Here is a 21273-nt window from a genome sequence, read left to right on the forward strand (position 1 = left end):
CGCTGGAGGGTTTCCCTCCGAGAGAGGAGCATGCCTTGGCATCGCGGGTGGCGATCATCGGCGCGGGCATCGGCGGCCTGACGGCAGCCGCGCTGCTGGCTGCGCGCGGGGCCGACGTCACCGTCGTGGAGAAAGCCGCGCACCCCGGCGGCAAGGCGCGTCAGCTTATCGTTGACGGCGCCTCCATCGATGCCGGGCCCACCGTCTTCACCCTGCGTGACGTGTTCGAGGGCATCTTTGCTGCGTGCGGTGCCGACCTGGCCGACTTTGTCGACATCCGCCGCGCCGACGTGATCGCCCGCCACGCGTGGGGGCTGGAGCGGCATCTCGATCTCCATGCCGATCCGGAACTGAGCGAGCAGGCCATCGGTGACTTTGCCGGCGCTTCGGCCGCCGCAGGCTTCCGCGCCTTTCGCAAGGAGGCCGCGCGCATTCACGGCATCATTGACCGTCCGATGATGCGCGGCAGCAAGGTCAGCTGGCCGCTTCCGCTGATGTGGCGCATCGGCCTGTGGCGCATGGGCGATCTTCTGGCGATCCGGCCCTACGAATCGCTGTGGAAGGTGTTGGGCGAACACTTTGCCGACCAGCGTCTGCGCCAGCTTTTCGCGCGCTATTCGACCTACTGCGGTTCCTCGCCGTTCGAGACACCGGCCACCTTGATGCTGATTGCCCACGTCGAGGCGCAAGGCGTCTGGCTGATCGAAGGCGGCATGAGCGCGCTGGCCGGAGCTCTGATGCGGCTCGCGCAGATGCACGGCGCGAAATTCCGTTTCAGTACCGGCGCCGCCCTCATAGAGACCGCACAAGGACGCACATCGGGCCTGATCCTCAGCAATGGCGAGCGGATTGCCGCCGATGCGGTTATCGCCAATGCCGATCCCGAGGCTCTCGCCGCAGGACGCTTCGGGCCTCTGGGCGCCATGGCGGTGCCATCGCATGGCGTGCGCAAGCGGTCGCTCTCGGCGATGGTCTGGCTGGCAAATGCGCGCACCTCGGGCTTTGCGCTGCAGCGCCACAACGTGTTCTTCTCGCCCGACTATGCCCGCGAATTCAGCGACATTCGCGGTGGGGCTCCGCCATGCGATCCCAGCGTCTATGTCTGCGCGCTCGATCGCGAGGGCGGGGCCGATGTGCCGCCGGGCCACCGTGAACGTCTGCAGATCATCGTCAATGCGCCCGCCAATGGCGACACCCATACTTACACCGAAGAGGAGAAGGCCCGGTGCACACAGGCCATGAGGCGCAGCCTTCAGCGTTGCGGACTGGAGCTGGAGGACAACTTTCCCCTCACGCTGCTGACACCGAACGCCTTCGAGAACTTTTTGCCCTCGACCGGGGGGGCGATCTATGGTCGGGCCTCGCACGGTTGGGCGGCGTCCTTCCTCCGGCAGGGTACGCGGACCCGGATCCCTGGGCTCTACTGCGCGGGTGGAAGCACCCATCCGGGGGCCGGGGTGCCGATGGCCGCCTTGTCCGGGCAACTGGCGATGCAGGCTGTGGTGCAAGACCTCGCTTCGATGCGCAGATCCCGCCCGGTGGTTATGGCTGGTGGTATGTCGATGCGATCAGCGAGTGCGGACGCCATGGGCTGACGATCATCGCCTTCATCGGCAGTGTATTTTCGCCCTATTACAAGAAAAGCGGCCGCGACGATCCGCTGCAGCACTGCGCCTTGAACGTGGCGCTCTACGGCCCCGGCGCGCGCTGGACCATGACTGAGCGGGGGCGCGGCAGCGTCGCGCGCGATGCGGACAACCTGCAGATCGGGCCGAGTGCGGTGCGCTGGACCGGTGACGCGCTCGAAATCGATATCGAGGAGATGGACAAGCGGGTTGGCGTACCGTGGCAGCGTCGTGTGGCCGGCAAGGTTCGCGTCTATCCCGAAGCGACCAACGACCGCGCCTTCTCGCTTGACCCGGAGGGGCGCCACCGCTGGCACTGCATTGCCCCGCGCGCGTGGATCGAGGTCCGGATGGAAAAGCCCGGTCTCGGGTGGAAGGGCAGTGCCTATCTCGATTCGAATTTCGGCGCGGAGTCGCTGGAGGAAGGCTTCCGCGTCTGGCACTGGTCCCGCGCCCATGGGCGCAGCGGGTCGGTGGTCTGCTACGAGGGCATCCGTCGCAATGGCCAGGGCTTTGCCAGCGCCCTGCGCTTCGGTGCGGACGGGGTGCCGCATGAGGAGGAAGCGCTGCCGCCGGTCGCGCCCTTGCCGAACACACTATGGCAGATGGAGCGCAAGACGCGGGCGGACAGAGGCCATGCCAGCGTCATCCGCACCTGGGAGGATGCGCCGTTCTATGCCCGCTCCACCCTGTCATCGCGCCTGTTCGGAGAGCCGGTCGTGGCGGTACAGGAAAGCCTTGATCTCGATCGCTTTTCATCGCCGATCGTGCAGTTCATGCTGCCGTACCGGATACCGCAAGGCTAGTCTTCCGGGTTCTGCTTCTTCGCCTTGTCCTTGGCGATCTCGCGGTTGACTGACCATAGCTGATAGACGCCAAAGCCCAGCGCGATGACGGCGGTGAAGACGATTTCCACCCAGCCGAAGTGTTCGCTCATCGAATTCATGCTGGCTCTCCCTCCTTTTGCGCGCTTGCAGCGGCGAACGTGCGGATCAGTTCAGCGGCCTTCGCGGGGCACTCCTCATGCGCAAGGTGCCCCAATCCCGGCAGCACTTCCACACGGCAATCGGGGATCAGCCTTACGGCCTGTTCGACAGACGAAAGCGGCACGGCGGTGTCGCCACTGGAATGGACCAGCAACACGCGGTTTCTCAACTGCGGCAGCAACCGGCTGAGCGCTTCAAGGTCCCAGCTTGCCATCATTTCCATCGCCCCGCCGCAGTGGTGATGATTGCCCATAAGCGCCTCGTAGGCGGCAATTCCCATGGCATCGATGGCAGAGCCTGTGGCGCGGCGCAGGAAGCGCCCGGTCTCGCCGGGAATGCGGGCAATGCCGGCCAGCATGCGCGGCACGAACGGGTTCACGAACAGCATCTTCGCCAGCGACGGGAACAGCTTGGCGGCAAGGCCGGGGAAGGGCATCAGCGCGGGGTTGAAGCCAATCAGGGGTGTGGCTGCGCCCTGCAAATGGACGGCCTCGATTGCTATGGCCGCGCCCGCGGAGTGGCCGACCATCAGCGATGGCTTATGGTCCAGCGCATCGAGCAGATCTAGCACGGCACTTGCCATGCCGGGCAGGGTCAGGCCCTGACGCGGACGGCCTCTGGTAAAACCGTGGCCGGGCAGGTCGGGGGCGATCACTGTGAAGTCCTGCGCCAGCAGTGGCAGCACGTCGCGCCAGCTGTGCGTTGCCGCGCCGGTGCCGTGGAGCAGCAGGATCGTCGGCCCCTCGCCGGTGACCTGAACATGCCATCTTAGCCCGGGCGTCTCCACGAAGCGGCTTGCCTCGCGGTTGGGCCAGTTCCGGCCTTCGACGTCCCAGCTTGGGGCCCTCATGCGCGTTTCTTCTGCGGCTCGGCAGCAAGCGTCACCGCCGCCTTGAGCGCCTTGGCATCGGCGAAGGGCAGCGGCAGGTAGCGCGCCCGCATGGCTTCGGCGATGCGGGCAGCTTCGGGCCGAGGGCGCGGGGAAATGTCGATCACCACGGCATCAAGACCCGCGCTGGCAATTCCCCGTGCGGCGGTCAGCGCGTCGGCATTGGCTTGGGCGCGGCCGGATGAGCCGTCTGCGCCGATGTTCGCGCTGCCGTCGGTTAGGAATACGAGAAACGGTGTGCGGCCTCGGCTCATCACGGCATCGGCCAACTGGCGGGTCAGGGCAATGCCTCGTGCCAGTGGGGTGCCTCCGCCGCCGGGCAGTTCGGCAAGGGCGCGTTTGGCGCGGGTCAGCGAACGCGTGGGCGGCAGCAGCAGGTCTGCCTCGGTCCCACGGAAGGCGACCAGCGCCACCTCGGCACGCTTCACATAGGCCTGGGCAAGGATCAGCTCGACCGCGCCCTTGGCCTCGGACAGGCGGGCGAGAGCTGCCGAGCCTGAGGCATCGACCGCAAAGATGGTGACCGTCGTGGCGCGTTCCTCGAAGCGGCGGACCCTGAGGTCGTCGCGGCGAAAGCGGATCGGGCCGGCACCTGCGGGAGCGGGATCGCGCCTGCGCAAGGGCTGCCACGGGATCGCCGCGCGCAGGGTATCGACGAGCGCCATGCGCACACCGCCGCCGGGCATGCCCGGGCGCGCACCAAGGGGCTTGCCGCGCAGTGCCGAACCGGTGCGGCGTCCAGCGCCTCCGCCACGCGCCGACCGTTGCGCGCGACCAGAGGCGATCAGTTCGAGCACATCAGGCGGGATCATGGCGCGGGCCGCTTCGATCAGCAGGTCTTCGGGCAAGTCCGGCGCGCTGTCGTCATCGTCGTCGTTGTCCGGGCGCTCTGCCTCTTCCGGCTCTCGCTCCGGTTCGGGAGGCGGGGGCGCTTCGGGTTCGGGCGGCAACTGCGTCGCGCGCGGAGCAAGGACGAGGCGGATCGCCGCCTCGAGGTCGGCGCGGCCTGCCGTATCGCGCCCGCCAAGTGCGGCGTGGGCACTGGCTGTGGCTGCGGCCTGCAACAGCGGACGGATCGATGCAACGCCGAGCGCCGTTGCCGTGGCGGCAAGGGCAGACAGCGCCTCGCTATCGAGCGGTGGTGAGGCTGACACTTCGCAAGCAGGCGGCAGATCGATTGCAAGGTCCGCAGCGCGAACGTCCCGCAGCGACAGGTCGAAAGCCACCCGTTCCATCAGGGCCAGCGGCGGGCGCTCGTCCGGGCCTTCGCCATCGTCGAGCAGGACAAGCAGGAAGCCGCCGCCATTGTCGAGCGCCTGGGCGATCCGGCCCGCAGTGTCCGTGCGCAGGCGTTCCGCCATGGGCACGACCAGCACGCCGCCCGCCACCTCAGCCAGCAAGCCGCGTTGGAGAACCAGCGAACCCGTGGCGAGGCTGGCGGCAATGTCTGTGCCACCGGTCAGCCGGTCCTCATCGATATGACCGGGCAGGCGGCGGAAGGACGTGCCCGCGGGAAGCAATCCGCGCAGCGCTTGCAAAACGAGATCGCGCGCCGGCCCACCGCCGCGCAGCACCATGCCGCCAAGCTTGCGGTCTGCGGCCAGCAGGCGCGCTGCCAAGAGCGCATCTGCCATCGCATCGGTCATCCGAAGTGTTCGGCGATCGCGCGATCAATCCGTGCGGTCGATCCGCTTTCGTCGAGCACGTCGCGGCGCAGGCGGTGGCGCAGGGCCATCGGCGCAACGTGAAGCAGGTGATCGCGCTTGACCACCTTTGCGCCCTTCAGCGCCGCATAGGCGCGCGCGGCGCGCATCAGGGTGAGCTCGCCGCGCAAGCCGTCAACGCCCACGGCGCTGCAGATCCCGGCGGCATCGATCAGCACGCTGTCCGGCACCTCGATCTTCGCCAGCTTCTTCTGCCCGCGCGCGATCTGCTGCAGGACTTTCTCGTCCTCCTCGGCCCACTGCGCGGCAAATGCCTCGCTGTCGGCATCGTGCGAGGCGCAGCGGCGCATGATTTCGACGCGGTTCTCGATCTCGCGGGGGGTGCGCACTTCGACCGAAAGGCCGAAGCGGTCGAGCAGCTGCGGGCGGAGTTCACCCTCTTCCGGGTTGCCGCTGCCGATCAGCACGAACTTTGCCTTGTGGCGCACCGACAGCCCCTCGCGCTCCACCACGTTCTCGCCCGAGGCGGACACGTCGAGCAGCAGGTCGACCAGATGGTCTTCGAGCAGGTTGATCTCGTCGATGTAGAGGAAGCCGCGGTGCGCCCGCGCCAGCAGCCCCGGTTCAAACGTCTTTTCCCCGGTGCGCAGCGCGCGTTCCAGATCGAGCGAGCCGAGCACCCGGTCTTCCGTGGCGCCCAGTGGCAGATCGACGAACGGCACCGGCCGCTTGCTGGCCTTGTTCGATTCGCAGGGGCCAGGGCAGGAATGCGGCGCATCGGGCGAGCAGCCATAGCGGCAACCGTCCATCACCATGATCGGCGGCAGCAGGCTGGCGAGGGCGCGGGCGGCGGTGGACTTGCCTGTCCCACGGTCGCCAAACACCATCACTCCGCCGATGGAGGGATCGACCGCTGCGATCAGGAGCGCGAGCTTCATCTCGTCCTGACCGACGATCGCAGAGAAGGGGAAGTGCGCCATCTGTCCAGAAGTGTGGACACATATGGCCGTCAGGACAAGCGGAATTATTGCCGATCAGAAGTCTTGATCAATCGGTCCTTGAGTGTGTGCATCGTCCACCACACGCCCAGCACCATCGGCAGCACCAGCAAGCCGATCACGAACTCGTCCGAAACGCCCAATGCGCTGTCGGGCACGGCATAGAGCGCGTACTTGATCAGCCCCAGAACATAGTAGCTGAGCGCCACCGCAGACAGGCCCTCGACCAGCTGCTGCAAACGCGCCTGCATCGATATCGACTGCTCCATCGACCGCAGCAGCTCGGCATTCTGGTTCTCGATCCGCGTATCGATCCGCGCGCGCAGCAGCGACGTCAGCTGCTCGGTGCGTTCGCCGATGCGCTCGATCCTCTCGCTGGTGGCGATGCAGGTGTTCATGGCCGGGCGGAAGCGGCGCTGGGTGAAATCAACCAGCGAGGCGTAACCCTCGACCGGCTGCACGTCGAGCTGCTCCAGACGCTCCTCGACGATCTGCCCGTAGGCGCGGGTGGCGTCCATGCGGAACGAGATCGCGGTTGCGACAGAGGCAAGATCGAGCGCGAGGCGTGACAGTTCCTCAAGCAGGCTGTCGTCGCGCGCGTCGCTGTCGGCGATGCGGTTTGCCAGATCGCTCAGGCGTTCTTCGGCTGCATCCAGCTTGGGCCAGCATTCGCGGGCGACCGGCAGGCCGAGCAGCGCCTTGTTGCGATAGTTGCCCAGTTCCTGCAGGCGCTGGATCTGGCGGGTCAGATCGCGCCGGTCGATGCCGTTGGCCGCGGCGAGCAACCGCCCGAAGCCATCGTCCTTCAGCCGGAAGTCCGACCATATGCGGATTCCGCCGCCCAGCGTGCTGGAAACAAGTTCATCGCGATTGATCGGGTGGCGATGGAGAACCTGCTCGACGTCGGCATCGCTTTGCGCCAGCCACACGCGCGTGCTGCGCACGATCTGGCCGGGTAGGGTGCGTGCCCAGGCGATTGCGGCCGACAGTTCTGCATCGTCAGTCGGATCGAGAAAGCCCTCGTCGTCGCAGGGCGCACAAAACAGCGTCAGGCTGCTGCCTTCGCTCTGGCGTTCCCAGGTGAAGGTGACCCTCTCGTTGATCCGGCCTTCGCGGTGCGTCGGATTGCCGACGTTGTCGGTGCTCGCCGTCAATGCCTCGATGGCGGAGAGTTCCTCGGCACGCTCGCTGTCGTCGATCGCAAGGACCCACTGCACGATATGGCAAGGCACCGGCAAGGGCGGCCAGCGCCGCAAATGCATCTCGCCAACGGCCCTGCTTCGAAGGTCATGGTCGCGCATCGGTGGAAATCCCTGACGCGGCTGGCAGGAGAGAGGCACCATTGACGCCGCCGCTTGGGCAAAACGCTATGCCAAGAGTGGCGCGCCACCAAACGGATTTGCGTGGTTTCGTGCAAGTGCCTGCCGGGATTGCCCAAAAGAACTAGGCTTTCGCGCGATGGGCGCCGAAGCCCCTTGACCGCGTGAACGTTCTCAATTAGGTGAACGTTCACAAGAGCGCTGATAGCGAGCATTTCGCGTGGCAGTGCCGAGGTTGTAAAAGGGGAGGATCATGAAGGTTTCCATGACACGTTCCGCTGCCGTTCGTGCAGCCAGCATGGGTGCCCTTGCACTCGCACTCGCCGGGCAGGCCGTTCACGCGCAGGAAGCGCCGCAGGATGCCGCTGCTCCGGCTGAAGAAGGCGAAGCCATCGTTGTCACCGGCATCCGCGCCTCGCTGTCGAAGGCTCTCGACATCAAGCGCAGCGCGCAGGGCGTCGTCGATGCGATCTCCGCCGAAGATATCGGCAAGTTCCCCGATACCAACCTTGCCGAATCGCTGCAGCGCATCACCGGCGTTTCGATCGACCGCAACAGCGGTGAAGGTTCGACCGTGACGGTTCGCGGCTTCGGTCCGGACTTCAACCTTGTCCTGCTCAACGGCCGCCAGATGCCTGCCTCCAGCCTCGGCGGCAGCAGCGGCGCCCCGGCCTCGCGCTCGTTCGATTTCGCCAACCTCGCCTCCGAAGGCATTGCCGGCGTCGAAGTCTACAAGTCGGGCCGCGCCTCGCTGGCCACCGGCGGCATCGGTTCGGTCATCAACATCAAGACCGCCAAGCCGCTCGAACGTCCCGGCTTCCATGGCAGCATCGGCGCCAAGGCGGTCTACGATACCTCGCTGTTCGACGGCACCAGCATTACCCCTGAAGTCTCGGGCATCATCAGCGATACCTTTGCTGACAATCGCATCGGCGTGCTGCTGACCGGTTCGTATCAGGACCGCAAGGCCAGCCAGGCTCAGTTCAATGCGGGCTGGCGTGAAGGCTATCTCGGTTCGGAGAACAACTGGGGTTCGCTGGCGCAGCCCGGCACGCCGGGTGCTGCCAACATCCAGAACCGCCCCGGCCCGAACGACATCTACCAGGTCACGCAGAACGCCGGCTACGATTTCACCACGTTCCGCCGCAAGCGCATCAACGGCCAGGCCGTGGTGCAGGTCAAGCCGACCGACACGCTGACCGCCACGGTGGACTACACCTTCTCGCAGAACACAATCGACGCCCGCACCAACTCGATCGGCGTGTGGTTCAACCACGGCGATACTTCCAGCAGCTGGACCGATGGCCCGGCGGCAGGCCCGAACTTCTATGCCGAGAACTTCGGGCCCGGCAAGGATCTTGCCATCACCGGCGCGGTCGCGGCCAACCGTTCGCGCAACCAGTCGATCGGCGGCAATCTCAAGTGGGAAGGTCCGGGCGGGCTGCGCCTCGAACTCGATGGTCACCACTCGACCGCCGAAAGCAAGCCGACCAAGCCTTACGGTTCGGGCATTGCCGTCGGTAGCGCCATCTTCGGCGTGAAGTCGCAGAAGGTCGATTACACGTCCGACATGCCGGTCATCAGCGTGCAGATGTACCCGGGTTCGGAGATCAAGGCCTCGAACATCCGTCCGGCCGGTAACGCTTTCCGCACCGCCTACATGCGGGACGAGATCAACGAAGTCACCTTCCGCGGCGGCTACGATTTCGATGCCTCGTTCATCGACAGCCTCGACTTCGGCGTGACCTACACCGAGAACAAGGTGCGCTCGGCATTCGGCGTGATCCAGAACGATACCTGGGGCGGCACGCTCTCGGCAGCCGAAACCCCGGACGATCTTTACCAGATCCGCGATCTGCCCAAGGATCTTTCCGGCATGTCGGGTTCGCAGGATGCCTCGATCATCCCGAACTACTTCAACATCGACACCGACGGCCTGATCCGTCTGCTCGACAGCAAGATCGGGATCTGCAGCACCGCCGTTACGGCCGGCACCTGCATCGCCAAGTACACGACCGACCGCACCGTCCGCGAACGGACCTGGGCGCCGTATGTGCAGACCAAGCACTCGTTCGATCTGGGCGCGGGCACGGCAAACCTGCGCCTCGGCCTTCGCTACGAGAAGACCAAGGTCGATTCGACCGCGCAGGTTCCAATCCCGGTCCGCACCATCTGGACTGGCGGCAATGAAACCGCGATCGATTACGGCAACCCGCAGCAAGTCGCTGCCGCCTCGCTCAAGGGCGAGTACGAGAACTGGCTGCCGGCAATCGACTTCGACATGGAGCCGGTCCGCAACGTCCGCCTGCGCGCCAGCTACAGCCAGACGATCACGCGTCCCGACTATGCCTCGCTGCAGGGCGGCACCACGCTCGCCTCGCCGATCCGCATCGGTGGCAGCACGGCGTCGAGCGGCAATCCGGGCCTGCTGCCGTACAAGTCGAACAACGTCGATCTTTCGGCTGAATGGTATTACGCGCCGACCAGCTACGTTTCGGTGGGCTTCTTCCACAAGGTCGTGAAGAACTTCATCAGCCAGACGCAGGTCAACCAGCCCGCGTTCGGCCTGACCAACGCTGCCGCCGGCGCCAATGCCGCAGCCGCACGGGCAGCGCTGGGTCCGAATGCCACCGCGCAGCAACTGCTCGACTACATCGGCGCCAACTTCCCCTCGACGGTCATTCGTGACAACAACGGGGTGGTCACCGGTGTCGTCGGCCAGGCGTCCGATCCGCTCGTCAACTTCATCACCACGCAGCCGACCAACAGCGACCAGAAGGCCAAGCTGTGGGGTTGGGAGTTCGCGGTCCAGCACAGCTTCTGGGATACCGGCTTCGGTGCGATCCTGAACTACACCGTGGTGAAGAGCGACACGAAGTTCGACAACACCCTGCGCTACACCATCCCGCAGTTCGCGGTGAACGGGGTCAGCGACAGTGCCAACGCCGTGCTGTTCTACGACAAGAACGGTCTGCAGGCGCGCGTTGCCTATAACTGGCGCGACGGGTTCCTCTCGGGCTACGGCTTCGATCCGTACTACGTGAAGGCCTATGGCCAGTTCGACGCCAGCGCATCGTACGAAATCCGCAAGGGCGTGACGGTGTTCGTCGAAGGCATCAACATCACCAACGCTGACCGCAAGGGCTATCAGCGCAACAACCAGACCGTGTTCTTTGCGGCACCGGGTTATGCGCGCTATGCTGCCGGTGCGCGGTTTACCTTCTGAGCCTGACAGGATGACCTTCGGGTAACGAAGAACCGGCGGCCCGTATTGCTTCGGCAGTGCGGGCCGCAGGGGTTTTGAAGACTGAGAGGCTGGCCGGATCAACCGGTGGCCGAAACGGGTGAGAGATGATCGGGTCGGTGAAGCAGGTTGTCATCGTCGGAGGCGGCACCGCAGGGTGGCTTTCGGCGTGCCTGCTTGCCGCGCGACGGCCCGAACTTGCCATCACCCTCGTCGAAGCGCCGGACATCCCGACCATCGGCGTGGGCGAGGGCACCTGGCCGACCATGCGCGAAACGCTCGCCACCATCGGAATTCACGAGGCGGAGTTCCTCAGCCAGTGCGACGCTTCGTTCAAGCAGGGTTCGCGCTTCGATGGCTGGGTCGATGGTTCTGCGCAGGACAGCTACCTTCATCCGTTCACGCCGCCCCCGCCGGGCGACATGGCTGCCATGCTGCAGGCGTGGCGCGCGCAATCGCCGGACCTTCCCTTCGCCGCGCTGATGACACCGCAAGCTGCGGCCTGCGACGAAAACCTCGCGCCACGCCAGCGCGCCATGCCCGATTACGCCGGGGCGCTGAACTACGGCTATCATCTCGATGCCGGCAAGTTTGCCGCGCTTCTGAAGCGCCATGCGACGACGCGGCTCGGCGTGACGCATGTCTCGGCGCAGGTGACTGCCGTTGCCGATGACGAGGCGGGCAACATCGCCAGTCTTCACCTGCACGACGGGCGGGAAATTGCTGGTGACTTCTTCATCGATTGCTCCGGGCTCGCCGCGATCCTGATCGGTGCCCACTGCGGCGTGCCGTGGGTGGACCGGTCCGATGTGTCCTTCAACGACAGCGCGCTTGCCCTGCAGGTGCCGGTCGAACCCGGCAGCGCGATTGCCTCGCAGACGATCGGCACCGCGCACGACGCGGGCTGGATCTGGGACATTGCCCTGCCGACGCGGCGCGGCATCGGCTGCGTGTTCTCCTCGCGCTTCATGGACGATGCGCGCGCCGAGGAAGTGCTGCGCAGCTACATTTCTGCGCGGCTGCCTTCTGCCGATCTGGCCGCCCTGCGCCCGCGCAAGCTAACGTTCTCCACCGGCCACCGTGAGCGCTTCTGGCATCGCAACTGCCTCGCCGTGGGCCTCTCGGCAGGCTTCATCGAACCGCTTGAAGCCTCGGCCATCGTCACCGTAGAGCTGTCGATCAAGGCGCTCGCCGAAAACTTCCCGCGCCGTCAGGCCACGATGGGCCTGCTGGCCGAGCGCTTCAACGAACTGTTCCGTTACCGCTGGGACCGCATCGTCGAGTTTCTCAAGCTGCACTACGTCCTGAGCCGCCGGACAGAGCCCTACTGGCTCGCCCAGCGCGATCCGGCGACGATCCCGGCGCGGCTTGCCGAATGTCTCGAGCTTTGGCGCGATCAGCCACCGTCGGTGTGGGACCTGCCGCGCATGGACGAACTGTTCTGTGCCGCCAGCCAGCAATACGTGCTTTACGGCATGGGCTTCCCAGTGCCGGCCGGAGCAGCCGACGCCACTGCCAGCCAGCGCCTTGCCGAAGTGCGCCAGCGCTCGCGCGCGCTTGCGGCGGCGCTGCCATCCAACCGGACCTATCTCGATGCCCTGCGCCCCGAAGTGGCCGCAGCCCCAACCGCCATGCATGGAGCGGCAGTGAAATGAGCAACCACGCAGTCCTCAATCCCGCCGATCACGCCGAGTTGCGCATCGATACCGCCGCCAGCGCCGAGCTTGGCGACAATGTCATGGCCTGCGCCACCGTCCCTGCGGAATTCCGCTCGATCCAGGCGCACTATCCCATCGTCCTGCGCCGCGACCTTGCCAGTGGCAAGCTGGAGGCGCTGGCGCTCCTGGGGTTCGAGACCGGGGAGAACCTGTTCCTGCGGGATGGTGCATGGGATGCACCCTACCGCCCGCTTTCCATGGCGATCCGCCCGTTCCTGATCGGCCGCGCGGCGACGCCCGATGGCGTGGGCCAGGTCCACGTCGATCTTGACCATCCCCGCATCAGCACGACCGGCGAGGGCGTGCGTGTGTTCGATGCGAGCGGTCAGCCCACGCCCTACCTTGAGGACATCGCCGCCAAGCTCGGTGATCTCGACCACGCCCACCGCGAATCCGCCGACTTCTTCGCCGCGCTCGACCGCTATGACCTTGCCGAGTCCTTCACCCTCGAAGTCACGCTCGATGACGGCGCGAAGAACTCGCTGGTCGGCTATCACACGATCAACGAGGAAAAGCTCTCCGCCCTCGATGGCCCTGCGCTGCAAGACCTGATGGCAAGCGGCCACCTCGCGCGGATCTACATGATCATCGCCTCGCTCTCCCACTTCGGCGATCTGGTCGCGCGCAAGAACGCCAAGGTTGCCGGTGGCTGAAACAACTGCCTTGATGCTTCCTGCAGTCGCTGAGAGGACACTCGAACACCTGAGCGATCTCGACGCCATGCTGCAGGGCGCGCGCGAACCGTTCGTGCTACGCGGGCTGGTGCGCGACTGGCCGCTGGTGCAGGCGGGCCTTGAATCCGCCCGCGCCGCCCGCGCCTATCTGGTCGAGCGCGCGCGACCCGTGCCGTTCACCGTCTCGCTGGCCGATCCCGGCAGCGGCGGACGCCTGTTCTATGACGCTGCCATGCAAATGAACTTCCGCACCGCGCGCGGCAAGCTGGCGGATATCTTCGCCGGGTTCGATGCCAACGAAGACAGCGCCGATCATCCGGTGATCTACCTCGGCTCGATCGACGTGCCGACGCACTTCCAGAGCGTCGACGCCGAGAACCGCGTAGACCTCGGCACGCGCGATCCGATCACCAGCCTGTGGATCGGATCGCCTACCCGCATCGCCGCGCACAACGACTTTCCCGACAACCTTGCCTGCTGCGTCGCCGGGCGTCGCCGCTTCACGCTGTTCCCGCCCGAGCAGTTCCGCAACCTCTACCTCGGCCCCATCGACAACACCCCGGCGGGCCGCGCGGTCAGCATGGTCGATTTCGCTGCTCCCGACTTCGATGCGCACCCGCGCTTTGCCGAAGCGCTGGAGCATGGGCAGGTGGCTGATCTCGAACCGGGCGATGCGCTGTTCGTGCCGTCGATGTGGTGGCATCATGTCGAGGCGACCGAACCCTTCAACATCCTGCTTAACTACTGGTGGCGCGATACCCCACGTTACATGGGCCAGCCGCAGACCGCGCTGACCCACGCCCTGCTCGCCATCCGCGACCTGCCCGATGCGGACCGCGCGGTGTGGCGCGAGCTGTTCGACTACTACGTGTTCTCGGGCGGCGACGAAGCCCGCGCCCACATTCCCGCAGAGGGGCAGGGCGCATTGGGACCCATCGACGCGCAGGGCGCTGCCCGCATTCATCAGTTCATCCTGAGGAGCCTCAGCCAATGACCGCTTCGCATCTGCCCCGTCGCATCGTCATTGCCGGAGGCGGCACCGCCGGATGGATGGCCGCCGCCGCGCTCGCCCGTACGCTCGGCCCGGTCGCGCAGGTCACGCTGGTCGAGAGCGAGCAGATCGGCACGATCGGCGTCGGCGAAAGCACGATCCCGCCGCTCGTCACCTACAACCGCCTGCTCGGCATCAACGAGGCCGAGTTCATGCGCGCCACGCAGGCGACGTTCAAGCTGGGCATCAATTTCGAGAACTGGCGGGTCGAGGGCGAGAACTACTTCCACTCTTTCGGCGGCACCGGCAAGGATCACTGGTCGGCAGGCTTCCAGCACTTCTGGCTCCACGGTCTGGAGCGCGGCCACACCGAGCCCTACGGCGAATACTGCCTTGAACTGAAGGCAGCGGAAGCAGGCAAGTTCGCGCACTTGCCGGACGACCGGATGAACTACGCCTACCAGCTCGATTCCGGCCTCTATGCCAAGTTCCTGCGCACCATGGCCGAGGCCGATGGCACCATGCGGATCGAGGGCAAGATTGCCCGCGTCGAACTCGATGGCGAGAGCGGCGATATAGCGGCGCTGGTCCTGGAGGGCGACCGCCGCATCGAGGGTGACCTGTTCATCGACTGCACCGGCTTTCGCGCGCTGCTGATCGAAGGCGCCTTGCGCGCAGGCTACGACGACTGGACCCACTGGCTGCCCTGCGACAGCGCCATCGCCATCCAGACATCGAGCGTGCGCCCGCCCGTGCCTTATACCCGCGCCATCGCGCACGAGGCGGGCTGGCAGTGGCGCATTCCGCTGCAGCACCGCCAGGGCAATGGCGTGGTCTATTGCAGCGACTACCTTTCCCACGAAGCCGCACTCGAAAAGCTGCTCTCTACGGTCGAGGGCGAGAAGCTGGTCAAGCCCAACCACATCCGCTTCCGTACCGGGGCGCGGCGCAAGCAATGGCACCGCAACTGCGTGGCGGTGGGGCTTTCGGGCGGGTTCATGGAGCCGCTCGAGTCGACCTCGATCCACCTGATCCAGCGGGCCATCCTGCGCATCGTGCGGATGTTGCCGGCAGGCGTCATCAGCCAGCGCGACATCGACGAGTTCAACGACCAGCAGTTCACCGACATGGAGCAGATCCGCGACTTCCTGGTCCTGCACTACAAGGCGACCGACCGCCGCGACACGCCGTTCTGGCGGCATTGCGCCAGCATGGAAGTGCCCGCCAGCCTCGAGCACAAGATGGAACTGTTCGGCGAAACCGGCCGCGTGTTCCGCAAGAACGAGGAGCTTTTCGCGGAGAACTCGTGGGTGCAGGTGATGATGGGGCAGGGGATCAACCCGCAAAGCCACCACCCCGTCGCCGCCAAGCTGCGCGACGAGGAACTGAAGCATCTGCTTGGCAGTTTGCGCGAACAGGTCAGCCGCACGGTTGCCGCGCTGCCATCACATGGCGATTACGTGGCGCGCTATTGCGGCGCGCAGGTTCCGGCCGCAGCATGAACCTTCTGCTTCTGGCCGCAGCGGCGGTCCAACCCGATTGGCAACTCGTGTGGGCCGACGAGTTTGACGGCACCACGCTTGATCGCAATCATTGGGTCCTTGCCGAGGATTGTTGGGGCGGCGGCAACGAGGAGCGCCAGTGCTACACTGCGCGCAAGGCCAACCATCGCGTGAGCGGCGGAGTGCTGGAGATCATCGCCCAGCGCGAGGACTTCACCGGCCCGGCATACCCTCGCGACCAGCGCGACAGCATGGAGAAGTCCGAGGCGAAGCGGTCGAAGCCGTTCACTTCCGCCCGTCTTTCAACCGCCGGAAAGGCGGCGTGGCTCTATGGCAAGGTACAGGTGCGCGCGCGACTGCCGCAGGGGCAAGGCACCTGGCCGGCAATCTGGATGCTGCCGGAGGACTGGGCCTATGGCGGGTGGGCACGTTCTGGCGAAATCGACATCATGGAGGCGGTCAACCTCGGCGAGCCTTGCGAGACTTGCGAGGGCGGCCGCGAGAACCATGTGCTTGGCACGATCCACTTCGGCGGGCAGCCGCCGCGCAACCGCTATATCTCGGAGCAAACGCAACTCCCCGATCCGACCGCCTTTCACACTTACGAGGTGGAGTGGGACAAGGACGGCATGGTCTGGCGCGTCGACGGCAAGGACTATGCCCGCCGCATGCCCCATGAATGGCACACGCTGGGGTCTGACAAGCCGGGCGCGCCGTTCGACAAGCCCTTCCACCTGATCCTCAACCTCGCCATCGGCGGGCACTTGCCAGAGGGGCGCAACACCAAGGGCGTGGACGCTTCCGGCTTTCCCAAGGCAATGGCGGTTGACTGGGTCCGCGTATGGCAAAAGCCCGGCGAAGCCGCTAACGCGGGCGTGGGAACGAAGAGCGGGGGTAACTGAGCTACCATGGCGCGAAGGCGGCAGGCGGTAACCATCAAGCACGTGGCGGCCGATGCGGGCGTCTCGCTGCAGACGGTCAGCCGCGTGATCAACAACGAGGCCAATGTCCGGCCCGAGATGCGCGAGAAGGTCCAGGCCTCGATCGACAAGCTGGGCTACGTGCCCTCGATCGCGGCGCAGCGGATGAGCGGATCGCGCTCCTACCTGATCCTCGCCCTCAATGACCGCGAGCGCACGATTGCCGACTGGCGGGCGCGGCAGGGCACCGACTGGGTCGACCAGATGCTGCTGGGCGGCATGCTCGAATGCGCCGAACATGGCTATCGCCTGATCTTCGAACTGGTCGACACGCACAACGACCACGTCGAGCGTGAGCTTGGCGCGGCCATCGCGGCGCTACAGCCCGATGGCGCGATCCTCACCCCGCCGCACTCTGACAATCCGCAGATCCTCGAGACGCTGACCCGCCACCACGTGCCGTTCGCGCGGATCGGTGCGCAAGTGCACGAGGAAGGGCTGCCCGATGGCATCATGGTTTCAATGGACGACGAAGGCGGCGCACGCACGGCGACGCGGCATCTGATCGAGCTTGGCCACAAGCGCATCGGCTTCATTTCGGGGCCATCGGAGTATCGCCTCTCGGCCAAGCGCATCGATGGCTGGAAGGCCGAGATGGAGGCAGCGGGGCTCGCCACCGCGGGCCTGCTCGAGGCTGGGGACTTCACCTATGCCTCTGGCGTGCGGGCCGCTCGCGCCTTGCTCGCCAGCCTCGATCGGCCGAGCGCGATCATTGCCAGCAACGACCAGATGGCGCTGGCCACGGTCGAGATTGCCGACGAACTGGGCCTTGCCATTCCGGCGGACCTGTCGCTGGTCAGCTTCGACAACACCCCACTGGTGCGCTTCACCCGGCCCGCGCTGACCGCCGTCGATCAGCCGATTGCCGAGACGACGGCCACGGCGGTGCGCAGCCTGATTGCGGTACAGAAGGGCGAAGAGGTTGCAGGCGCGGTGATCCTCCCGATGGGCTTCGAGGTCCGTGGCTCCACCGGCCCGGCAGCGGCCTGCGGGGCGTGATCGCCGGACAGGCCCGAGAACACCGCTTTCTTGCGCTCTATGCATTGGCGTGGGCTGGATCGACGATTGCCTACGTCCCGTTCCTGACCCTGCTGCTGCCGATGCACGTGGGCGATCTGGCGGGAAGCGAGGCCGTGCGCTGGCTGGCTGCGACGACGTTTCTGGGCGCGATTGCCGCCAGCTTGTGCAACATCGCCTTTGGCTGGGCGAGCGACCTTGTCGGCAGGCGCCGCCCCTTCGTGCTGGCGGGTCTGCTGCTCTCCAGCGTCATGCTCCAGATTGCGCCGCGCACCGGGACCTTGCTTTCGCTGACCGCGGTGATCGCGCTGTGGCAGGTCGGGCTGAACATGATGCTCGGGCCGCTGTCTGCCTGGGCCGGGGATCAGGTGCCGGACGGGCGCAAGGGGCTGCTTGGTGGTCTGCTCGCTTTCGCCCCGGCTTCGGGCGCGCTTGCCGGGGCCTTGGCGACCTTGGGCGACGCCTTCTCGCTGGAAACGCGCTTTGCCGTCGTGGGCGTGATCGTGGGGCTCTGTGTCCTCCCGCTCGTGCTGCTGGGTGAGGACGGTTTTGCGCAAGGCGTGGCAAAGCCGGCCGAGGGAAGCGCTGTTGCGCGCAAGGTTCTCAAGGGCATGGCGACGCGCATGTGGCTGGCCCGCCTGCTGGTGCAGATCTCCGAAGCCTCGCTGTTTGCCTTCTTCTACCTGTGGCTGCGCTCGGTCGATCCGGGCCTTGCCGACGGCGCGATTGCCCGCGTCCTGCTGACGGCGATGGTCATCGGCGCGCTGGTCGCGCTTGTGGCCGGCGGCCGGGCGGATCGCACCGGGCAGCCGGTTTCACCGCTGGTGCTCTCGTCAATCGGGGCTGCGCTGGGACTGATCATCATGGCGTTTGCCGCAGGGCGCGACGGAGCAATTGCGGGGTACATCCTGTTCGGTCTTTCGACTTCGGCGTTCCTGGCGCTGCATAGCGCCCACACCCTGCGGGTCCTGCCCGACAGCGCGCGGCGCGGGCGCGATCTCGGGCTGTTCAACCTGACCAACACGATCCCGTCGCTGGCGATGCCGGCGCTGACCTTGGCGCTTGTGCCAAGCCTCGGCTTCAGCGCGCTTTTCGTGGTTCTGGCGTTGCTCGCGCTTTGCGCAGCCGTGCTTCTCATCGGATTGCGACGGGCTGCCTGACAGCCGTTTCGTCAAGGGTTGATTTCCGCTCGCAAACATGTGAGACGTTCGATTGAGAACGTTCACAGAATTTGGGGAAGTCGATGTCGAAGGGAAGCCTGCGTCCTGCCATGGCAAGTGTGGTGGCGCTATCATTCCTGCTGGCCGCTGCGCCGGTAACAGCGCAGGAAAGCGCGGTGGCCAATCCGGCGAACTGGCCGGTTGCTCACAGTCCGTCGACCATCACCGACGCCAGGACCGAGCGGGCCATCACCAGGCTGCTGCGCAAGCTGACGGTCGAACAGAAGGTCGGCCAAGTGATCCAGGGCGATATCAGCTCGATCAAGCCTGAAGACCTTGCCCGCTATCCGCTCGGGTCGATCCTCGCCGGTGGCAACAGCGGCCCCTATGGCGACGAGCGTGCCGATGCCGCCAAGTGGCTCAAGCTGGTAAACGAGTTCCGCGCCGCTTCGCGCAAGGCGGGGGCGGGCGTGCCGATCCTGTTCGGGGTCGACGCGGTCCACGGTCATTCGAACCTGCCGGGAGCCACGATCTTTCCGCACAACGTCGGGCTTGGTGCGGCGCATGACGCCGATCTGATCAAGCGCATCGGTGTGGCGACGGCGGCCGAGGTCGCGGGCTCTGGCATCGAATGGACTTTCGCCCCGACGCTCGCCGCTCCGCAGGACCTGCGCTGGGGCCGCGCCTATGAGGGTTATTCGAGCGATCCGGCGGTGATCGCCAGCTATTCGAAGGCGATGGTCGAGGGGCTGCAGGGCCCGTTGCTCGCCGGAAAGCCGCTGACGGCCGAGAAGGTAGCCGCCAGCGCCAAGCACTTCCTTGCCGATGGCGGAACCCAACATGGCAAGGACCAGGGTGATGCCAAACTGGCCGAACCCGAACTCGTCCGCCTGCACGCACAGGGCTATCCCGTTGCCATCGACGCCGGGGCACTGACTGTCATGGCCAGCTTCTCGAGCTGGAACGGCGCAAAGAACCACGGCAACCGCTCGCTCCTGACCGACGTGCTCAAGAAGCGGATGGGCTTCGAGGGGCTGGTCGTCGGCGACTGGAACGGGCATGGTCAGGTTGAGGGCTGCACGCCGACCGACTGCGCCGCCTCGATCAACGCCGGGCTCGATCTCTACATGGCGCCCGACAGCTGGAAGGGCTTGTACGACAACACCTTGCGCCAGGTGCGCGAGGGCACGATCTCGATGGCGCGGCTGGATGACGCAGTGCGGCGCATCCTGCGGGTGAAGTACAAGCTTGGGCTGATGGGGCCTAAGCTGGTCGAGCGTGGCGATCCCGCAGCGGTGGGGGCGCAGGCGCATCTCGACGTGGCACGCGAGGCCGTCGCCAAGTCGCTCGTTCTGCTCAAGAACGAAGGGTCGGTCCTGCCGATCAAGCCGGGTGCCAAGGTGCTGGTGACGGGGCCGGGCGCCGACAGCATGGCGATGCAGGCCGGTGGCTGGACGATCACCTGGCAGGGCACCGACACGACGGGCGCCGATTTCCCCAAGGGCCGCACCATCGGTCGCGCGATCGTCGAGGCCGTCGCCGAAGCGGGCGGTTCCGCCGAGATTGCCAAGGGGCAGGGCGCGGTCAAGCCTGATGTCGCCATCGTGGTGTTCGGCGAACAGCCCTATGCCGAGTTTCAGGGCGATGTGCCGAACCTGCTGTTCCAGTCGCGCGAGGGCGAACTGGAGCTGATGAAGCAGCTCAAGGCCCAAGGCGTGCCGGTGGTGGCGCTGTTTTTGTCGGGCCGTCCGATGTTCGTGGGACCTGAGATGAACGTGGCCGATGCCTTCGTCGCGGCGTGGCAACCGGGCTCGCAGGGGCAGGGCGTGGCCGATGTGCTGGTCGCGCGCAAGGACGGCAAGCCGCCGCGCGATTTTACCGGGACGCTCCCGTTTGATTGGCCGCGCGATGCCCGTTCGCCGATGGTGGAGCCGCTGTGGCGCGTCGGCCATGGTCTCAGTTACGCAAAGCCCGCGAGCGTCGGCAAGGTCAACGAGGACCCTCGCGTCGAGGTGGGCAGCCTGCTGAGTGAAACGACCTTCATCCGTGCCGGCAAGGTGATCGAACCGTGGCGGCTGGGGCTGGACAGCGTGGTCACCATGCGCGCGGTCGATGTGGCGGCGCAGGAAGACGCGCGGCAGTTTACCTGGGGCGGCAAGGGCGACATCGCGCTCGACGGGCCGGTGGTGGATATGCAGCGCCACCTCAATGGCGGCTTTGCGTTGCGGCTCGACTGGCGGCTCGATGCGCGCGGGTCGGGGCCGGTGATGGTTGCCTTTGCGGGCGTGAAGCTGGACGTCAGCCAGAGCCTTGGGACTGCGGGCAAGCCAGCGACCCTGCGCATCCCGCTGACCTGCTTTGCCGAGCATGGCGCGAAACTGAATGCAGTCGGTTCGCCCCTGCGCCTGAGCGCGGACAAGGGCTTCACGGTGAGTGTGCGCAACGCCCGCATCGAGGGCGTGGGCGAGACGATTCCGTGCCCGCCCTTCGTCCAATAAGGCCTTAG

Annotated in this window: 16 protein-coding genes; 11 read left to right on the plus strand and 5 right to left on the minus strand. The window is 66.1% G+C overall.

What is annotated here, in order from left to right:
• Window positions 1-35 precede the first annotated feature (35 nt).
• Both crtD and ACZ1JY_RS00225 read left to right on the plus strand, forming a co-directional pair.
• Window positions 36-1595: a 1-hydroxycarotenoid 3,4-desaturase CrtD gene (gene crtD, locus ACZ1JY_RS00220; protein WP_465129961.1), complete on the plus strand. Its 1560-nt coding sequence runs from the start codon at window positions 36-38 to the stop codon at window positions 1593-1595.
• Window positions 1596-1714: 119 nt separating this feature from the next.
• On the plus strand, window positions 1715-2431 hold the full coding sequence (locus ACZ1JY_RS00225; protein ID WP_465129962.1) for a hydroxyneurosporene dehydrogenase: 717 nt from the start codon (window positions 1715-1717) through the stop codon (window positions 2429-2431).
• Here ACZ1JY_RS00225 and ACZ1JY_RS00230 read toward each other — a convergent pair.
• The 5 genes from ACZ1JY_RS00230 to ACZ1JY_RS00250 are packed head-to-tail and all read right to left on the minus strand — an operon-like array spanning window position 2428 to window position 7463.
• Window positions 2428-2571 (minus strand): hypothetical protein, encoded by a 144-nt coding sequence (locus ACZ1JY_RS00230; protein ID WP_162895845.1) that lies wholly within the window; start codon window positions 2569-2571, stop codon window positions 2428-2430. The genes ACZ1JY_RS00225 and ACZ1JY_RS00230 overlap by 4 nt on opposite strands.
• Window positions 2568-3461 carry an alpha/beta fold hydrolase BchO gene (bchO, locus tag ACZ1JY_RS00235; protein ID WP_465129963.1) on the minus strand — a complete coding sequence of 298 codons (894 nt, stop codon included), beginning with the start codon at window positions 3459-3461 and terminating at the stop codon, window positions 2568-2570. Before bchO ends, ACZ1JY_RS00230 begins: the two co-directional genes overlap by 4 nt.
• On the minus strand, window positions 3458-5134 hold the full coding sequence (locus tag ACZ1JY_RS00240; RefSeq protein ID WP_465129964.1) for a magnesium chelatase subunit D: 1677 nt from the start codon (window positions 5132-5134) through the stop codon (window positions 3458-3460). Before ACZ1JY_RS00240 ends, bchO begins: the two co-directional genes overlap by 4 nt.
• 8 nt (window positions 5135-5142) lie before the next feature.
• A complete protein-coding gene (gene bchI / locus ACZ1JY_RS00245) occupies window positions 5143-6144 on the minus strand; it encodes a magnesium chelatase ATPase subunit I (protein WP_465129965.1) in 1002 nt (333 codons plus the stop codon).
• 44 nt (window positions 6145-6188) lie between these two features.
• Entirely contained in the window at window positions 6189-7463 is a 1275-nt protein-coding gene (locus ACZ1JY_RS00250) for a DUF3422 domain-containing protein (protein WP_465129966.1), read from the minus strand.
• A 283-nt stretch (window positions 7464-7746) separates the two neighbouring features.
• Between ACZ1JY_RS00250 and ACZ1JY_RS00255 the strand changes: the two genes are divergently transcribed.
• The 9 genes from ACZ1JY_RS00255 (at window position 7747) to ACZ1JY_RS00295 (ending at window position 21265) form a co-directional block, all read left to right on the plus strand.
• Complete coding sequence (locus tag ACZ1JY_RS00255; RefSeq protein WP_240946512.1) at window positions 7747-10707, plus strand: TonB-dependent receptor; 2961 nt, start codon at window positions 7747-7749, stop codon at window positions 10705-10707.
• Between the two features lie 125 nt (window positions 10708-10832).
• Complete coding sequence (locus tag ACZ1JY_RS00260) at window positions 10833-12380, plus strand: tryptophan halogenase family protein (protein ID WP_465129967.1); 1548 nt, start codon at window positions 10833-10835, stop codon at window positions 12378-12380.
• The gene (locus ACZ1JY_RS00265) at window positions 12377-13096 is read left to right on the plus strand and encodes a SapC family protein (RefSeq protein WP_465129968.1); all 720 of its coding nucleotides are present in this window, start codon (window positions 12377-12379) and stop codon (window positions 13094-13096) included. Before ACZ1JY_RS00260 ends, ACZ1JY_RS00265 begins: the two co-directional genes overlap by 4 nt.
• 13 nt (window positions 13097-13109) lie before the next feature.
• Window positions 13110-14111, plus strand: coding sequence for a cupin-like domain-containing protein (locus ACZ1JY_RS00270; protein ID WP_465129969.1), 1002 nt, complete (start codon window positions 13110-13112; stop codon window positions 14109-14111).
• Window positions 14108-15610, plus strand: coding sequence for a tryptophan halogenase family protein (locus tag ACZ1JY_RS00275; protein WP_465129970.1), 1503 nt, complete (start codon window positions 14108-14110; stop codon window positions 15608-15610). The genes ACZ1JY_RS00270 and ACZ1JY_RS00275 overlap by 4 nt, the downstream gene beginning before the upstream one ends.
• Window positions 15607-16512: a glycoside hydrolase family 16 protein gene (locus ACZ1JY_RS00280; protein ID WP_465129971.1), complete on the plus strand. Its 906-nt coding sequence runs from the start codon at window positions 15607-15609 to the stop codon at window positions 16510-16512. Before ACZ1JY_RS00275 ends, ACZ1JY_RS00280 begins: the two co-directional genes overlap by 4 nt.
• 6 nt (window positions 16513-16518) lie before the next feature.
• Complete coding sequence (locus ACZ1JY_RS00285; protein ID WP_118072094.1) at window positions 16519-17589, plus strand: LacI family DNA-binding transcriptional regulator; 1071 nt, start codon at window positions 16519-16521, stop codon at window positions 17587-17589.
• Window positions 17586-18767 (plus strand): MFS transporter, encoded by a 1182-nt coding sequence (locus ACZ1JY_RS00290; protein ID WP_465129972.1) that lies wholly within the window; start codon window positions 17586-17588, stop codon window positions 18765-18767. The genes ACZ1JY_RS00285 and ACZ1JY_RS00290 overlap by 4 nt, the downstream gene beginning before the upstream one ends.
• A gap of 83 nt (window positions 18768-18850) precedes the next feature.
• On the plus strand, window positions 18851-21265 hold the full coding sequence (locus ACZ1JY_RS00295) for a glycoside hydrolase family 3 protein (RefSeq protein ID WP_465129973.1): 2415 nt from the start codon (window positions 18851-18853) through the stop codon (window positions 21263-21265).
• The last annotated feature ends 8 nt before the right edge of the window (window positions 21266-21273 follow it).

It is taken from the genome of Novosphingobium sp. BL-A-41-Hi4B-X5A (assembly GCF_055521705.1).

Coding starts and splice junctions, on each gene's coding strand:
- ACZ1JY_RS00225 (WP_465129962.1), top strand. CDS start 1,715: ATGACTGAGCGGGGGCGCGGCAGCGTCGCGCGCGATGCGGACAACCTG.
- ACZ1JY_RS00230 (WP_162895845.1), bottom strand. CDS start 2,571: ATGAATTCGATGAGCGAACACTTCGGCTGGGTGGAAATCGTCTTCACC.
- bchO (WP_465129963.1), bottom strand. CDS start 3,461: ATGAGGGCCCCAAGCTGGGACGTCGAAGGCCGGAACTGGCCCAACCGC.
- ACZ1JY_RS00240 (WP_465129964.1), bottom strand. CDS start 5,134: ATGGCAGATGCGCTCTTGGCAGCGCGCCTGCTGGCCGCAGACCGCAAG.
- bchI (WP_465129965.1), bottom strand. CDS start 6,144: ATGGCGCACTTCCCCTTCTCTGCGATCGTCGGTCAGGACGAGATGAAG.
- ACZ1JY_RS00250 (WP_465129966.1), bottom strand. CDS start 7,463: ATGCGCGACCATGACCTTCGAAGCAGGGCCGTTGGCGAGATGCATTTG.
- ACZ1JY_RS00255 (WP_240946512.1), top strand. CDS start 7,747: ATGACACGTTCCGCTGCCGTTCGTGCAGCCAGCATGGGTGCCCTTGCA.
- ACZ1JY_RS00260 (WP_465129967.1), top strand. CDS start 10,833: ATGATCGGGTCGGTGAAGCAGGTTGTCATCGTCGGAGGCGGCACCGCA.
- ACZ1JY_RS00265 (WP_465129968.1), top strand. CDS start 12,377: ATGAGCAACCACGCAGTCCTCAATCCCGCCGATCACGCCGAGTTGCGC.
- ACZ1JY_RS00270 (WP_465129969.1), top strand. CDS start 13,110: ATGCTTCCTGCAGTCGCTGAGAGGACACTCGAACACCTGAGCGATCTC.
- ACZ1JY_RS00275 (WP_465129970.1), top strand. CDS start 14,108: ATGACCGCTTCGCATCTGCCCCGTCGCATCGTCATTGCCGGAGGCGGC.
- ACZ1JY_RS00280 (WP_465129971.1), top strand. CDS start 15,607: ATGAACCTTCTGCTTCTGGCCGCAGCGGCGGTCCAACCCGATTGGCAA.
- ACZ1JY_RS00285 (WP_118072094.1), top strand. CDS start 16,519: ATGGCGCGAAGGCGGCAGGCGGTAACCATCAAGCACGTGGCGGCCGAT.
- ACZ1JY_RS00295 (WP_465129973.1), top strand. CDS start 18,851: ATGTCGAAGGGAAGCCTGCGTCCTGCCATGGCAAGTGTGGTGGCGCTA.